The organism is Parasphingorhabdus sp. (assembly GCF_039968395.1).
GTDB lineage: Bacteria > Pseudomonadota > Alphaproteobacteria > Sphingomonadales > Sphingomonadaceae > Parasphingorhabdus.
Genome location: NZ_JBDVPV010000001.1, coordinates 793164 through 808905 on the forward strand (window position 1 = coordinate 793164; position 15742 = coordinate 808905).

Annotated in this window: 17 protein-coding genes; 6 read left to right on the plus strand and 11 right to left on the minus strand. The window is 53.8% G+C overall.

The features are described from left to right. Window positions 1-47 precede the first annotated feature (47 nt). Window positions 48-845, minus strand: coding sequence for a DUF2189 domain-containing protein (locus tag ABJI30_RS03890; protein WP_348015592.1), 798 nt, complete (start codon window positions 843-845; stop codon window positions 48-50). Window positions 846-1102: 257 nt separating this feature from the next. On the opposite strand from ABJI30_RS03890, the gene ABJI30_RS03895 reads away from it, so the two are divergent. Beyond that, the gene (locus tag ABJI30_RS03895) at window positions 1103-2317 is read left to right on the plus strand and encodes a GGDEF domain-containing protein (RefSeq protein ID WP_348015593.1); all 1215 of its coding nucleotides are present in this window, start codon (window positions 1103-1105) and stop codon (window positions 2315-2317) included. 93 nt (window positions 2318-2410) lie between these two features. Here ABJI30_RS03895 and ABJI30_RS03900 read toward each other — a convergent pair whose 3' ends face one another. Together ABJI30_RS03900 and ABJI30_RS03905 are read right to left on the minus strand one after the other, a co-directional pair. Continuing rightward, entirely contained in the window at window positions 2411-2635 is a 225-nt protein-coding gene (locus ABJI30_RS03900) for a hypothetical protein (RefSeq protein ID WP_348025373.1), read from the minus strand. A gap of 167 nt (window positions 2636-2802) precedes the next feature. Then, window positions 2803-3627, minus strand: coding sequence for a PEPxxWA-CTERM sorting domain-containing protein (locus ABJI30_RS03905; RefSeq protein WP_348015595.1), 825 nt, complete (start codon window positions 3625-3627; stop codon window positions 2803-2805). Window positions 3628-4002: 375 nt separating this feature from the next. Between ABJI30_RS03905 and ABJI30_RS03910 the strand changes: the two genes are divergently transcribed. Both ABJI30_RS03910 and ABJI30_RS03915 read left to right on the plus strand, forming a co-directional pair. Beyond that, on the plus strand, window positions 4003-4233 hold the full coding sequence (locus ABJI30_RS03910; RefSeq protein WP_348015596.1) for a hypothetical protein: 231 nt from the start codon (window positions 4003-4005) through the stop codon (window positions 4231-4233). Further along, window positions 4227-5216, plus strand: coding sequence for a fatty acid desaturase (locus ABJI30_RS03915; RefSeq protein ID WP_348015597.1), 990 nt, complete (start codon window positions 4227-4229; stop codon window positions 5214-5216). The genes ABJI30_RS03910 and ABJI30_RS03915 overlap by 7 nt, the downstream gene beginning before the upstream one ends. Here ABJI30_RS03915 and ABJI30_RS03920 read toward each other — a convergent pair. After that, a complete protein-coding gene (locus tag ABJI30_RS03920; RefSeq protein ID WP_348015598.1) occupies window positions 5213-5686 on the minus strand; it encodes a D-Ala-D-Ala carboxypeptidase family metallohydrolase in 474 nt (157 codons plus the stop codon). The two genes, ABJI30_RS03915 and ABJI30_RS03920, sit on opposite strands and share 4 nt — an antisense overlap. A gap of 136 nt (window positions 5687-5822) precedes the next feature. On the opposite strand from ABJI30_RS03920, the gene ABJI30_RS03925 reads away from it, so the two are divergent. Next, the gene (locus ABJI30_RS03925) at window positions 5823-6206 is read left to right on the plus strand and encodes a DUF4345 domain-containing protein (protein WP_348015599.1); all 384 of its coding nucleotides are present in this window, start codon (window positions 5823-5825) and stop codon (window positions 6204-6206) included. A gap of 2 nt (window positions 6207-6208) precedes the next feature. Here ABJI30_RS03925 and ABJI30_RS03930 read toward each other — a convergent pair whose 3' ends face one another. Both ABJI30_RS03930 and uvrA read right to left on the minus strand, forming a co-directional pair. Further along, a complete protein-coding gene (locus tag ABJI30_RS03930) occupies window positions 6209-6451 on the minus strand; it encodes a phosphotyrosine protein phosphatase (RefSeq protein ID WP_348015600.1) in 243 nt (80 codons plus the stop codon). 89 nt (window positions 6452-6540) lie between these two features. Further along, window positions 6541-9432, minus strand: coding sequence for an excinuclease ABC subunit UvrA (gene uvrA, locus ABJI30_RS03935; protein WP_348015601.1), 2892 nt, complete (start codon window positions 9430-9432; stop codon window positions 6541-6543). 197 nt (window positions 9433-9629) lie between these two features. Between uvrA and ABJI30_RS03940 the strand changes: the two genes are divergently transcribed. Together ABJI30_RS03940 and ABJI30_RS03945 are read left to right on the plus strand one after the other, a co-directional pair. Beyond that, window positions 9630-10154, plus strand: a complete 525-nt coding sequence (locus tag ABJI30_RS03940; protein ID WP_348015602.1) for a nuclear transport factor 2 family protein — start codon at window positions 9630-9632, stop codon at window positions 10152-10154. An 86-nt stretch (window positions 10155-10240) separates the two neighbouring features. Next, window positions 10241-11584 carry an SRPBCC family protein gene (locus tag ABJI30_RS03945; RefSeq protein WP_348015603.1) on the plus strand — a complete coding sequence of 448 codons (1344 nt, stop codon included), beginning with the start codon at window positions 10241-10243 and terminating at the stop codon, window positions 11582-11584. Window positions 11585-11639: 55 nt separating this feature from the next. Here the strand turns inward: ABJI30_RS03945 and ABJI30_RS03950 are convergent, their stop codons facing one another. The 5 genes from ABJI30_RS03950 to ABJI30_RS03970 form a co-directional block, all read right to left on the minus strand. Then, window positions 11640-12266: a PEPxxWA-CTERM sorting domain-containing protein gene (locus tag ABJI30_RS03950; protein ID WP_348015604.1), complete on the minus strand. Its 627-nt coding sequence runs from the start codon at window positions 12264-12266 to the stop codon at window positions 11640-11642. A gap of 254 nt (window positions 12267-12520) precedes the next feature. Continuing rightward, window positions 12521-13201, minus strand: coding sequence for a PEPxxWA-CTERM sorting domain-containing protein (locus ABJI30_RS03955; RefSeq protein WP_348015605.1), 681 nt, complete (start codon window positions 13199-13201; stop codon window positions 12521-12523). A 172-nt stretch (window positions 13202-13373) separates the two neighbouring features. Then, entirely contained in the window at window positions 13374-13631 is a 258-nt protein-coding gene (locus ABJI30_RS03960; protein WP_348015606.1) for a hypothetical protein, read from the minus strand. A 15-nt stretch (window positions 13632-13646) separates the two neighbouring features. Continuing rightward, the gene (fumC, locus tag ABJI30_RS03965; RefSeq protein WP_348015607.1) at window positions 13647-15041 is read right to left on the minus strand and encodes a class II fumarate hydratase; all 1395 of its coding nucleotides are present in this window, start codon (window positions 15039-15041) and stop codon (window positions 13647-13649) included. A gap of 99 nt (window positions 15042-15140) precedes the next feature. Next, entirely contained in the window at window positions 15141-15635 is a 495-nt protein-coding gene (locus ABJI30_RS03970; protein WP_348015608.1) for a ClpXP protease specificity-enhancing factor SspB, read from the minus strand. Window positions 15636-15742: the final 107 nt, after the last annotated feature.

Sequence of the window (15742 nt, forward strand, 5' to 3'; positions counted from 1 at the left end):
AAAAAGCGCAAGAAATCGGGCGTTGTCAGGCTGTTGCCGAACAGCTTCTATTGCGGCTCAGATGTCTTGGTGTTGCCTGCAACGCGACGATATAAATGCCATGTTGCATGACCGAACACCGGCAGGACAACCAGAAGGCCCAAGAACATTGGCAGCATCGAGACAAACAGGATGATCGCAATCACCACCGCCCAGGCCAGCATGATGAGCTTGTTCGATCGCATGGTTGCCAGGCTGACGATGATCGCCGTGATGAAGTCGACCTTGCGATCGACCAGCATGGGCAGGCTGATGACAGTAATTGCGTAAAAGGCTAGCGCCATCAGCCCGCCAACGATCGTGCCCACAACGAGCATCATGATGCCCGCACTGGTGCGAAACAGCTCGCCGGAATCTGACTTGATCCCGGATTCAGCTTCGAAAACCGCAAAAATGCCATGGGCTACCATCAGCCAGAACCCGAACGCGACAAACAGGATCACACCCATGCTCAATATCTGTTCATCACCGCGCCCGCGCATGGCGCCGAGTATGGCTCGCCAGCTCATTGGCAGGCTCGCTTCGCGGCGACGGCTTACTTCATATAAACCGACCGCTACAAAAGGCGCGAGAAGCGGGAACCCTGCTGCTGCCGGAACCAGCCACGCGATTTCACCGCGGACAAAAAGCGCGAAATAGAGAAATATCCCTGCAATCACGAAGATCGATGCGAAGAACAGCCCGAATGCGGGATATGCCCGATAATCGCGCCATCCCGCTGCGAGTGCCGCGCGAAGGTCACTGATTGTGAGATCGCTCGCAACTGCACCAGGCGCGATCGGAGCTTGTCCACTCTTGCTCGTCATATTCCCCTCCAATCGGCCTTTTGTCAGGCTCTGTGTCTGGAATATCATGCAACAGAGCGGCAATCATTGCGCTACATCAAACAAGCTGGATCATGGATTACGCGATCCAGCATCCCTGCGGTCGAACCGATGGCGCTGTTCCGCAAGCGTTTTCTGACAGGCAGTATCTGATGCGACGGAAAAGAGGCGGAACCCGATTCCTTAAGACCACTTTAACCAAATTGACCTAACCCGAGGCACGGGAGCGCAGCGGGTAAATGCAAACACAAATTCTTGGATTGGTAACGCCGCTCATGGCGCTGTTTTTTGCGGCGACATTCGCGGTTTTCTGGCGTGCTGGGCGTATGAGATGGCACGTGCTGGGCTTTGCCATTTCCTATGTCCTGTTCGCATCTGGATTCCTGATCACCCATTTCCTGCCCGGCGACGCATTCTACCTGTTTCATGCAACACAGGCATTTTACAGTCTTGGCGTGACCTTGTTTCTGGCATCGGTTTGCGAGCGGGTCGGGCAGCGAATCCATCTGGGTAGCCTGGCCATCGTTTATGTAACGAGTGCATTGGTGTTGGGGCTGACGGTAAGCCTGTCCGACGATGTCGGTCCGCGACTGGTCATCGTCAATATCGGCTATGGGGCCATGTTCGCCATGGGCGTGACGACGCTTCTTGCGGCGCAGCGTCGAAACTTGTTCGATGTTGCGATTATAGCGGTCATGGCATTTCAGGCCGCCGATTTCTTCATCCGGCCTACTTTGACCCTGTTGTTTGAACAGTCGATCCCTGCGGCGGTCTATCGGGACTCCATCTATTACTCGCTCATCGGCCTTGTTCTCGGGGTGAAATCGATCGCCACGGCAATGGTCTTGATCGGGGCAACGATCGCCGAATGGGCGATCACGCTGCGCGAACGCAGTGAACGAGACGTGCTCACCGGGTTACGCAATCGAGGATCGTTTGAAGAATCGATGCAAAATATTTTTCCAAGAGCGCAGGCGGAGGGTTATCCGCTCAGCCTGGTGGTGGCTGATATTGACCACTTCAAACAGGTAAACGACATTTGGGGGCACCAGGCCGGAGACCAGGCGATCACGGGCATTGGCGAACTCATCGGAAACACGGTACGCGGATGCGACACGGCGGGACGGATCGGCGGGGAAGAATTCTGCATTGCGGTCTGGAATTGCGAAAATGATCCGGCTCATCGTTTGGCCGAACGGATCCGGCAGGCATTCGCAATTCTCAAGCATCCCGGCCTGAGCGACAATATCCGTCTGACTGCGAGTTTTGGCGTAGCCACAGCGCGGGATGGAGAGAGCTATGAGCAGCTGTTCGCAAGAGCCGATGCTGCGCTCTACAAAGCCAAGTCCAATGGTCGGAACCGTGTTGAGAATGCCGAAAAGCCGGATCTGGAAGATGCGGTTCCCAAAGCAGATCACAAGCAGATCAATGTAAAGAGCGTTGCAGCTGGCTAACCGGCAAGTGGGTCGGTCGCAGATCAGAGGCTTTGTCGCTTTTCGGCCAAGGCGGAAATTTGCCGTGCGACCGCTATATCCCGAAAGCGGACATTAGCGCAGACCTTCTTTTGCTCTTTTAATCATACTCTCTAATCGAGAGAGCTTTAACTCACCCAAGCTCTTTCCCTTGTGATCAACAAACCTAACGTCAAAATCGTTGAGGTCATCAGCACGGATTTCGGTTACACATTGATCTTGGGCATACAGCTCTGCGATCAAATTTTCCTCATCGGGTGCGGTTGCGAATATTACCGAAAAACTCTCTTCGAGGTCCATAAAAATTCTCACATCATTGAATGTTCCTGAGTCTGCGTACCGTGAATGCATATCAATACAACCGCAACTAATGTCCGCTTTATCCCGAAAGCGGACACTAACTTGCAAACAAAAGGCCCCACCAGAAAATTCCAGTGGGGCCTTTGGGTAAACTTGCTTTTGGGACTTTAGGCGTAGCTGACTTTTACATTCGCTTTACGCTGACGACGCATCGCTCCCCCGATCGCACCAAAGCCAAAGATCATGAACGCCCAGGTTGCTGGCTCAGGAACGGCACCCATAGTCCCAATCGAGCCTGTATAGGCCAATCCATCAAATTGGCGGCCCGTGTTGGAAATCAAAGTCCGGGATAACGTGTCTGCGTTATACTGATAAAAATCCCCACTAAAATCTAACAACCAATAAACGCCCAAATCTCCATCAAATGCCAGATCACTATTATTTACAAAGCCATCGCCACCCAGCAAGGTTTGATCGCCGTTCGCAGGATCAAGACCGAAAAAGTCACCAGTGCCATCATTGGTTCCAACCAACTGGTTGGTATCTCCACGATAAGTCATACCGCCGATCCGTGTGCCAGTATTCCCAACAAGCGTTGCTGCCCCTGTATTGGCATCGATCTCGTAAAAACCTCCTCCATTTAGGAATTGAGAAGCGTATAATTTTCCTGTTGATGCATCGAAAGCGAGTCCGAACAAATCACCAATTCCGTGATTTCCGACCAAAGTTGCTGCTCCGGTAGCTGTGTCGACAGTGTACAAATTCTCGTTGTTTCGCCCACCAAGCATATAGAGCGTGCTATTCCCATAAGCCAAGTCACCAAAATTCGCATCGGTGCCTAATGCGCCGATGTCAGTAAACACATTCGTTGTCGTATCAATCGAGACTAGAGTATCGCTTCCATTATCCAATGCGAACAAGGTAGCTGCAGACGCTGGTATAGCAACAAACGCAAATGACAGCGCCGTTGAAGCAATTAGAAGTTTTTTCATGATTTTCCCCAGTTTCCGATTGCTAGCCAGTAGACAATCAATCGGAAAAAATTGTGCAAACCCTAACGGAACATTAACAGATATCGGTATCCCGCGCAATTGGACTTCCATTACAGCAACCTATGTGCCGTTTTGGTACAATCCCAGCGTCCGTTTTTGCGCCCAAAGCGGACACGAGAACGCTCTTGTCGATCATTCCTGCGATCGCGAGCAAACCGACTGTAAAACTGCCGCAATGCACATAAATCATTCCCACACGAGAAATTCCGGAACATATCGCGAATTCATATCGGCTCTATTGTCCCGCCAACGATCCGCTCGGCGCTAGCTTCCAGTACAGGTTAATCCGCTTGCACCGCTGCCCCGGGGTGCATATTGTCGGGCGTTCAAACAGGCGGATGTGGCTTTATGGAAGCGGTGGTTGCCAAAATCTTTGCATTTGCACCCCTGATGTGGGGGCTGGGTTTTCTTGCGCCGCTGACTGCCCAGATCATTAACGTTGCCGGCTGGACAACACCAATGGGTCTGTCTCCGCTGGCATTTGGTTGCATTCTCGGCGGTGTCTGGGGACTTTACGCCCAGATTCGGGGAACGTGGCTATGGTGAGTATTGCAGAACCGCTCTCTCCCGCCAGCATGCTCGCTCATCCTGCAGCTCTGGATGCAGAATCGATCGATGCACTGGCGGAGCAGGATCTGACAGGACTGGATTTGGCGGGACTATCTGACCGGCAACTGCGCCGTCTGGAACGCCGCATTGCATATCGCTTTCATGGCGGGAAGAGAGGCGGCACACCGTGGACGCCAGTGATATGGGGCATTGGCAATACGGCAGCCTTTCTGATGATGTGGCCGTTGGTGATGCTGGATATGATTCCGCTGTGGCTTGGTTGTCTGGTCAATATTCTGTGCGCCTCTATTGCGCTACTCCCCAGTCACGAGGCCCAGCACGACAATATCGCACGGCCGGGGACAAAATTGCGCTGGCTGAACGAGTTGGTCGGGCGCGTTTCGCTGATTCCGCTGGCCGGGCCCTATCGTGCTTTCAAAATCACCCATCTGGGCCACCATCGCTATTGCAATGTTCCCGACAAGGATCCCGACTATTCGACCAGCGCCCGCAGTGCGCTCCATTTTCTCTGGAAGTCGGTTCGCAATCGTCAACCGCGGGGCGAAGGCGGTGTGGCGCGTTATGTCGAAGTGCTGCGGGAAATGGACACGGTGGACAGTCGCAGGGCCCTGCGCGAGGCGGCAATGACGCAATTTCTGTTTCTTGCGATCATGTTTGCCTGTGCCTGGCACGGCTTTGCGATTGAAGCGCTGCTGCTATGGTTTGTACCGCGTCATTTGGGACTGACCTATATCCGCCTGGTGCTAAGCTGGATGCCGCACCATCCTGCCAGGGAAACCGGACGCTATACCAACACGCGCGCATTCAAAAGCTGGGCTGGCAACCTGCTGACGTCCGGCATGGAATATCATATTGTCCATCATCTTTATCCCAATATCCCGATCCACCGGACACCTGCCGCCTATTGGGCGTTGCGACCGATACTGGTGGCTCGAAAATGTGAGTTGGGCAAACTTTAGCCGACTATTCCGTTCACATATTCCGTTGTCCGACGTCCGTTTCTGACCACGCGCCGCGCCGTCAGTTCCATATTGCGATATGGCTCGCGGTACGAGACATGAACCCAGCCACTGGCGGGCTCTCCCGGGGTGTAGAATTCAAGGATCAGCTGATCATAATTGAGCCGCCGCTCCATCCAGCGGCAGATTGTCAGGTTGGACAATCCGGCAATCTCGAAATCGACTGCCTGACCACGAATATGCTGTGAACTGCGAGACCCCATCAGGGCCCGGTTGAGTTCTTTGCTACGATATCCGGAGGAAATCATGACCGGTTTGCCATAATTTTCCCGCACCGGTTCGAGCACTTTTTCGCAAAGCAACTTCATCGCAGCAATCTCATCTGGCCCCGGCGTGTTGTCGATCATCAGCCGGGTTGCGGTTTGCGAAGCGGTGAATTCGCTGAGATGGAAATGCGGACTGAGTTTCATGGGGAACATTAGTGCGGGGGAGCATGTATTGGTGTCAAGCCGGTTGAGGCAAAAGAGTTCGAAATGGCGCTGGCGACAGAATTGACAGCTTGCGCGGCACATGCAACATCCTGCCGATCCAAAGGGGGGAGCATTTATGACCGCATTTCGCATTGTTACAATTTTGATCGGTTTGATACCGCTATATCTGGGTGGGACCGGTATATTGTTCGGCGCGCAGGCGATGGTAACGGAGCCATCCTCATTGCCTGCAATCAATGCGCTGGACAGTCAGTATCGTTATCTGGCGGGTGTTTATGTGGCTGTCGGCCTCATGATCCTTTGGTCAGCGGGTGATGTTAAGGGCAGGGCTGCTCTGATGCGTTTTGCCATGCTTGGATGGTTTATCGGCGGTTGTGCCAGAGGCTTGTCCTGGATGACGGTCGGCGAACCGGCGGACTGGCAGGTCAGCGGAATGGGGATCGAACTGATTGTGCCTGTTGTGATCTTGTTGTGGCAGGCGAAACTGCTGAAATCATAAGGTCACGAAAACCACTCGGGAAACTTCCGTTTCAAGAGATCAACCAGGCCCGGATCCATGTACTTGAAGTCATCCGGAATGCCCAGCACGCGAACTGGCTTGTCTTTCAGCAGCGGGGCGAATGTTTGAGTCACCCGGGCGTGATGCTTTCGTTCCATGACATATATGTTGTCGGCCCACTCGATGAGGTCTCCTGAAACCGTAGTCTCGGCATCGTTGTTAGTGCCAGCAGAAATCGCTTCCACGCCCGGTACCTGGTTCAGGACAGCCTCGGCTGTCGGGCTTCGAAGTTGATTTCGGGAGCAAATGAACAAAAACCTTCTGGACCGGTTTGTCACTTGCCCAACATGTCTTTCAAATAGCCGCCAGTGAAACTCGCCTTCACCTTCGCCACTTCTTCCGGTGTGCCCTGTGCCACAATCTCGCCGCCGCGAACGCCACCTTCGGGGCCGAGATCGAGTATGTGGTCAGCGGTCTTGATAACATCGAGATTATGTTCGATCACAATCACGCTATTTCCCTGCTCCACCAGCCGGTGCAAAACCTGCAACAGCTTGCGGACATCTTCGAAATGCAGGCCGGTCGTCGGTTCATCAAGGATGTACAGTGTCTGCCCGGTTGAACGTTTGCTCAGCTCTTTGGCAAGTTTCACGCGTTGCGCTTCGCCGCCGGAAAGGGTCGTGGCTTGCTGACCGACTTTCACATAGCCCAGCCCCACTTCATAGAGCATCGCCATCTTGTCACGGATCGGAGGAACCGCCTTGAAGAAACTGACGGCATCTTCGACGGTCATGTCGAGCACATCGGCAATGGACTTGCCCTTAAATTTCACTTCCAGGGTCTCGCGATTATAGCGTTTGCCTCCACATTCCTCGCACGTAACATAGACGTCCGGCAGGAAGTGCATTTCAATCTTGATCAGTCCGTCACCGCGACAGACCTCGCAGCGCCCGCCCTTGACGTTGAACGAAAAGCGTCCCGGCTTGTATCCGCGTGCCGCTGCTTCGGGCAGGCCGGCAAACCAGTCACGAATGTTGGTGAAAGCTCCGGTATAGGTCGCCGGATTGGAGCGCGGTGTCCGGCCAATCGGAGACTGATCGATATCGATAACCTTGTCGCAATATTCGAGGCCAGTCACTTTTTCATGCTTGCCCGCAATCACGCGTGCGCCATTGAGCGTTCGCGCTGCAGCCGCATAAAGCGTATCGATGGTTAGCGAAGACTTGCCGGAACCCGAAAGGCCGGTCACACAGGTAAACGTTCCGAGCGGAATGGACGCCGTCACATTGCGCAGATTATTGGCCTCTGCGCCGTGTACGGTCAGTTTCTTGCCATTGCCTTTGCGGCGCTTGGCTGGAACTTCGATCTTGCGGGTTCCGTTGAGATATTCGGCGGTTAGCGACTTCTTGCTTTTCAAAATCTGCTTCAATGTCCCGTTGGCGATAATCTCGCCGCCATGCACACCGGCACCCGGTCCGATATCGACAATATGATCAGCGGTCCGGATCGCGTCTTCATCATGTTCAACAACAATCACGGTGTTTCCGAGGTCCCGCAAACGCTTTAAAGTCGTGAGCAAACGATCATTGTCGCGTTGATGGAGTCCAATACTCGGTTCATCCAAAACGTACAAAACACCACTCAGTCCTGAACCTATTTGGCTCGCTAGTCTAATGCGCTGACTCTCGCCGCCGGACAATGTACCGCTGGTTCGATCCAGATTGAGATAGTCAAGGCCAACATTGTTGAGAAAGCCGAGGCGCTCGATAATTTCCTTGAGGATCGGTTCTGCGATCTGGCTTTGGACCTTGTCGAGTTGCGCGCCAAGGCCTTCGAAGAACTGGAGTGCATCGCCAACACTTCGGCGCGTGGGAATGGAAATGTCCTCACCCGCAATCTTCACCGCCAGCGCTTCGGGTTTGAGCCGGGCGCCATGACAGACTTCACAATGGGCAGCAGCTTGAAACTTGGAAAGCTCTTCCCGCATCCATGCGCTTTCGGTCTGAAGCATCCGCCGGTTGAGATTGCCGACCACGCCTTCAAATGGCTTCTTCACTTCATAGCTTTTGCGGCCATCCTGAAAGCGGAGTTTGACGGGCAGACCCTGCGTCCCGTTGAGAATGACGTCGCGATGATGTTCACTGAGTTCGTTCCAGGGCGTATCCAGGTCGAATTCAAAATGGCGTGCCAGTGAACCCAGCACCTGCAGATAATAGGGGCTGGGCGGATTGGACTTTGCCCATGGCACAACCGCGCCTTTTTTGAGCGATAGCGCGGGATTGGGAACGATCAGCTGGGGATCAAAATATTGCTTTTCGCCGAGGCCGTCACAAGCGGGACATGCGCCCTGCGGTGCGTTGAACGAGAACAGCCGCGGTGCAATTTCCTCAATGGTGAAGCCGCTGACCGGGCATGCAAAACGCTCTGAAAACACGATGCGATTATCTGGCAGGCCGGTGCCTTTCATCTTCGTGCCGGTTTCCTCCGTCTCGCGACCCGGAACGACGCCTTCGGCCAGATCGACAAAGGCGAGACCATCCGCCAGACGTAATGCGGTTTCGAAGGAATCGGCCAACCGGGTTTCCATGCCTTCGCGAACGACCAGGCGATCGACGACGACTTCGATATCGTGCTTCAACTTCTTGTCGAGCTTTGGTGTTTCTTCAATGTCGTAAAACTCGCCGTCGACGCGAACGCGCGTGAAGCCCGCTTTCTGCCATTCGAGCAGCTCCTTGCGATATTCACCTTTCCGGCCACGCACGACAGGCGCCAGCAGATAAAAGCGCGCTTTGTCTGGTAACGCCATGACCCGGTCAACCATCTGGCTGACGGTTTGTGCTGTAATCGGTTCACCTGTAGCCGGTGAATAAGGCACACCCGCCCGCGCCCACAGCAGGCGCATATAATCGTATATTTCTGTGACCGTGGCGACAGTTGATCGTGGATTGCGTGATGTGGTTTTCTGCTCGATCGAGATAGCCGGCGACAGGCCTTCAATATGCTCGACATCCGGCTTCTGCATCATCTCCAGAAACTGGCGCGCATAGGCGGACAGGCTCTCCACATAGCGGCGTTGGCCCTCGGCGTAGATCGTATCAAAGGCGAGGCTGGATTTGCCGCTACCGGACAGACCGGTGATAACGATCAGTTTTTCACGCGGAAGATCAATATCCACGCCTTTGAGGTTGTGCTCGCGGGCACCTTTTACTTTTATATGGGTCAGCATATGCAGCCTTTGCCGAAGATTTGGAACAGAGTCCAGCGGGTCCTTGGGACGTACTATGTTCTATTTATGTTCTCATTGCAATATAGCAATTGTCAATTTCGGTCCGCGCCTTGGCAGATGTATCAGTATGGCCGGCCGGGCGAATTCTCTATCATTCTTCTGAAGCATCAGGGGCAGGCAAAAAGAGGGAAGCAGTTATGGATCGTTTGACGATCATGGCAGACAAGCTGGAATGTGCGGAACTCGTGATCCGGATGGCACGGGCGATTGATCGTTGTGATGCCAAATTGCTGGCATCTTTGTTCCATCCGGATGCGACTGACGACCACGGCATGTTTGTCGGGACTGCCAGGGATTTTGTGGATTGGGTGATGCCGGTGCTTGCGACGATGAAACGGACACAGCATGTCATTGGGCAGGTGTTGATCGAAGTTGATGGAGATTTCGCTGCTGGCGAGAGTTATTTCATTGCCCATCATGCGCTGGAGGGACCGGATGGAGAAACGTTCATGATCGCCGCCGGACGTTATCTCGACCGGTTCGAACGGCGAGACGGCGTCTGGAAAATATCGCATCGTCAGGCGGTGTTTGACTGGAACAGTACCAGCCCGATGACAGACAGCTTTGACCGCGACAATCCCGGGCCCAGCACGTTTGGCGTTCGCGGAGAGACAGATGCTTCCTACGCCCATCTGGCGGGACGGGGCATCTTTTCTGGCTGAGACAGACCCTAATCTTTCGGGCAGTCCGCTATTGAGCGCCCAACTGCTATCAACGGCGGCGACGAACTTGTTTGCAGGAGGCTTACATGGCCGATCATGATCTACACGAAACAAACCGGCAGCTGGCGGATGTATCCAAACAGCCGGAACCACAATTGCGCGGCAATCCGATCACGCCGGAGCGCTATTTTTCCAAAGAATATATGGACAAGGAATGGGACAAGATCTGGACCCGGACATGGCAGATCGCCGGACTGGCGCGTGAATTGGAGAACAAGGGCGATTACATCACTACGTCGCTGGGCCGGGAGCGGATATTATGTACACGCGGGGATGACGACAAAATCCGCGCATTCTATAATGTCTGCCAGCATCGCGGACTGCAGTTGATGGCGGAACCGTCGGGAAATACACGGCGGCTTACATGCCCTTATCATGGCTGGGCCTATGACCTGAAAGGTACATTGAAAGCTGTCCCGGATGAAGCGGATTATCCGCAGGGCAGTCCCTGCGGCAAACTCAATCTGGTCGAGATACCTTGCGAAAGTTGGGCCGGTTTTGTCTGGTTCAACATGGACGAGGATTGCGTGCCGTTGAAAGAGTTTCTCGGGCCGATTGCCGACCAGATTGACAGCTATCCGATGGAGGATATGCGGCGCACCCATTGGGTGACGATCGAAGGTGATTTCAACTGGAAACTGGTGCAGGATAATTTCAGCGAGTCATATCATGTGCCCTTCGTTCATCCCGGGTCCAAATTCGTAATCGAATATAGCCACCATCATTGCCAGTTTGACCATTATCCGGAAGGTCATTGCCGGATGTTCATGCCCGGTGCAGGGCCTGCCGAAGCCGTGAAGGGCGGTGAAAAGGAAACACTGGAATCGCTAAAGAACGAGTTGGCCTTATGGGAGCTGAACCCGGAAGACTATCGTGGCGGAAAAACCCGCAATATCCGCAAAGATCTGCAGCGGCAAAAGCGCAAACTGGGTGAAGAAAAAGGCTATGATTTCTCGACCTATCACGACGATCAGCTGACCGATAACTGGCATTATACGATTTTTCCGAACCTGTCTTTCAGCCTCAAGCCTGATGGCAATATCTGGTTGCGTGCCCGACCACATGAAACGGACCCGGAAAAATGTTATTTTGATATGTGGTACATGACTTTGTTTCCGAAAGGCGCCACCGAATATTATTCCTGGGTGATGCGCGAGCATGTCTCTGTCGATACACCGGCTGAACATATTCAGGGCAAGGCGGGCGAGGTTTCTGCGGGGCCCGCGATTGACGAGGATCTGGAAATCTGGCCCGCACAGCAGCTGGGCCTGCATTCCCGCGGATACAAGCGCGACTATCTGTCAGGTCAGGAAAGCCGAATGCGCTACTTTCATGAAACGCTGGAAGACTGGCTGGAAAACCGGATGTAAAAAACCCCGCCGGATTGCTCCAGCGGGGTTTTGTGTATTTTGTTTGTGCTTGCGTTTAAGCGTAGCTGACTTTCACATTCGCTTTGCGCTGACGACGCATCGCGCCACCGACGGCACCAAAGCCAAGGATCATGAACGCCCATGTGGCTGGTTCGGGAACCGCCGCGATTGCTACATTGTCCCATTCGAATGAATTGCGAGAACTCGCGAATTCGATCGACTGCAAAGTGGTTGCGGAATCAAACAGTGCCGAGAACCGGAAGTTGGTTCCCAGATCGGTCTGGTCACCATTGGCTGGCGGCAGGTCGTTACCCGTAATCACATAATTGCCATCGCTCGTGAAGATGCGCAGCGTATTGTATGTATCAACACTGCCCCAATCGAACGAAAATCCTGAAACCAATTGACCGACTGCCAGCGAAGCGCTGTCGCCGCCCAGTACTGCAACCTGAGAAGTGCCGTTTCCTGGAATTGCAGCAGCAATACCGGGCATGGAAGTGTTGAAATTGATATAGGTCCCGGTCAAGGCTCCGCCACAATCGGTGACGCCGTCACAGAATATCGTCTCGCCCGCGCCGAGCACTCCGAGAGGACCCGTGCTGATTGTGACTGCTGCATTGGCTGGTGCAACCGCAACGGCCATGCCCAAAGCCGCAACCGCCATCATAGACTTCTTGTACATACTAAACCTCGTTTTTACCTGGACGCAAGCGCTACCGCCTCGCGAATCAAAGACCCTTAACAATCCCTTAAATTCTTGGTCGCTGACTGCCAAGTAAAATTGTCTAACATCGAAAGACTGTCCCGATATGGTCCGCAATGTGACTAGCGTTTGAGGAATTTGAAGACAGATGGTTGGCGGAAATCAACTGATCCAACAAAAAAACCCGCCGGATTCCTCCAGCGGGATTTTTTGTATTTCGTTTGTGTTTGCGTTTAAGCGTAGCTGACTTTCACATTTGCTTTGCGTTGACGACGCATCGCGCCACCGACGGCACCAAAGCCCATGATCATAAACGCCCATGTGGCTGGCTCGGGAACGGCACCCATATTTACAGCCGTGTCGCTCAGATAAAACGCGTGTTCGTTGCCGTTGTTGAACCAGTTATCGAACGTTCCACCATCACTTTCTTCGCCGAAGCTGGTTCCATTTGAACCGCTCGTAACCCAATAAAGTTCGTCGCGGTCAAAGTCGGTCGACGCGTGAATACTGAACCAGTAGGTTGTTCCTGCGGTTGCTGCGAAAGCCGAATTCAGGTCAAATTCAAACAGGAACGAGTTGCCGGTACCGAAACCCGTAGCAACTCCGGAGTCAGAAGTCGTTGCGATTACGCTTCCTGAGGCCAGGCTAGCGCCCGGCGTACCTGCTGCATCACTGAAGATATTATATTCGAAGCTGCCATCCCAGACACCAAGTGTACCATCAAACGTACCGAGATATACGCCAGCTGAAACAATGGATGCGTCGGCGGCGAGAGAAAAATCTTCAGCCTGGAACCATCGCGTGGTTTCATTGCCACCTACTCCATCGGGACCGCCATTGTCATAGACCGTTGCGGCCTGGACGGTGGATGTTGCTGCAAATGCCATAAGTGCAGCGAAAATTGCCTTTTTCATAAATATGCCCCTCAAGTAAAATTCGTTAATTTCAAACTTAACGGCGCGTTAACAGAATGCCGCGGGTTGTTCCATTTTTTTTGTTCGCTTCGTGCAATTGGTTCAAAATGACACAGCCCAATTCCGCAAAACAGCTTGGTTTGTCGTCAAAGCCAGAAAACTTGTGTCGTATTCAGGCTTCCTCTGTCACCGGCTTGCCCTCGATATCGATAATCGCTTCGGATGCCGGAAGCTCGTCTTCTTCCCTCGACTGATCATAAAGCGTTTTTGCCACGAGTGCGCCGCCCACCAGCAGCGCTCCGGGGATAGACCGGGTGGCGATCCGGGCGGCGAGCATGCCAATCCCAAAGTTGACCAATCCGTTGCCCTTGCCATGTTTGCGGGCTTCGTTTCCAACAACGGAGGTAAATATGTTGCGGACAATCGACATGAATATCACTCCCGGCTAGGCCTTGTTTCCAACCATCTGGTCAGGCTTAACATGGGTATCATAGGTGGTTTCGTCAACCAAACCGAGGTTCAGCGCCGCCGCCCGCAGTGTCATGCCGGTTGCGTGGGCATGTTTTGCTATTTTCGATGCGTTGTCATAACCGATCACGGGGGCCAGCGCTGTCACCAGCATCAGGGAATTGTCGACCAGCTCCGATATTCGTGCTGAATTGGCTTCCAGCCCGTCGACACAGCGTTCGGCAAAGCTCGACATGCCGATGCTGAGCAATTCGATGGATCGCAGGATATTGGCACCGATCAACGGCTTGAAGACATTGAGCTCCAGATGACCCTGGAGCCCGCCGACGGTCACGGCCTGATGATTGCCGATCACTTGTCCGGCGACCATCGTCAGCATTTCACACTGGGTGGGATTGACCTTGCCTGGCATGATCGAGCTACCCGGCTCATTCGCGGGCAGATCAAGTTCACCGAGACCGGACCGCGGACCAGACCCCAACAGGCGGATGTCATTGGCAATTTTTGTCAGCGACACGGCCAGACCATTGAGTGCGCCGGATAGTTCGACCATCGTGTCATGAGCGGCCAGCTCGGCAAACTTATTTGGTGCTGTTACGAAGTTCAGGCCGGTGATTTTCGCAATTTCCCGGGCGACATGTTCTCCAAAGTTCTCCGGGGCATTTAATCCCGTCCCGACTGCGGTCCCCCCTTGTGCCAGCTTCAGGACACGGGGCAGGGTGGCTTCGATCCGGTTCCGGGCGGCCACAAGCTGTGCGGCATAGCCGGAAAATTCCTGACCGAGCGTGAGCGGCGTAGCATCCTGAAGATGGGTGCGACCGATCTTGACGATTTCTGCCCAGGTTCGCGCTTTTTCGGCCAGCGAATCGTGCAATTGTTCAAGCGCCGGGAACAGTTCTACTTCCAGGGCCAACGCCGCCGAAACATGCATTGCGGTAGGAAAGCTGTCGTTTGATGATTGCCCGCGATTGACGTGATCATTGGGATGGACCGGATCCTTGCCACCCCGCACGCCGGTCAATTTTTCGTTGGCAATCCCGGCCACTACCTCGTTGACATTCATATTGGTTTGGGTGCCCGATCCGGTCTGCCAGATAGTGAGCGGGAACTGGGTATCGAATGCGCCGGATCGAACTTCTTCGGCAGCCTTGTCAATCGCACCTGCGATTTCCGGGTCCAGACCATGTATGCCGTTGACCCGTGCTGCCGCCTGTTTGACGGTGGCCAACGCGTGGATAAGCCGGATCGGCATGCGTTCCTGTCGGGGAAAGGGGAAGTTTTCGATGCTGCGCTGGGTCTGCGCTCCCCAATAGGCATCTTCCGGGACTTCAATATCACCAATACTGTCGGTTTCTGTGCGGGTTTGGGTCATTGTTCCTCCACCGTCATTCCAGCGAAGGCTGGTTTCTCATTGAGGGTGTGCGTTACCTTCGCAGATTCCAGCCCTCGCCGGAATGACGCTCTGTCAAACCTATTTCTTCTTGCCGAAATCGACGGTCACAACATTTGAGCCATCGTCGACCAGTTCGGCGGGCGCCGCGTTTTCCTGATCACCGTCATTCTCGGCCGGTTCATGTTCGTCCAGATCGCCTTCTACTTCTTCCACCTGAAACTGCAGGGCAAAATCTACTGCCGGATCGACAAAGGAGGTGATTGCGGCAAACGGAATGTGGAGCATGGAGCTGATCTGGTTGAAGCTTAGTCCCACTTCGAACCGGTCATCGCTCACGGAAAGATCCCAATAGCGGTTCTGGAGTACAATTGTCATCTCGTCGGGAAATTTTGCGATCAGATGATCCGGTATATCCACACCGGGTGCCCGGGTTTTGAATGTGATGTAAAAATGATGCTCGCCGGGCAGGCCGTCTTTCTCGACTCCACCCAACACGCGACCAACAACAGCGCGCAAAGCTTCCTGCACGATTTCATCATAGGGAATCAGGCTGTCGGGGGCACTGTCTGTCATTTGCACTTGGTGGCGCGAAGCGGGGCCGTGGTCAAGGGCGTTTGGATAATTTCCTGTTCACCAGAGCCGTGTACGTCTTGCCTGAAAAGATGAAGGCTTTATAGGCA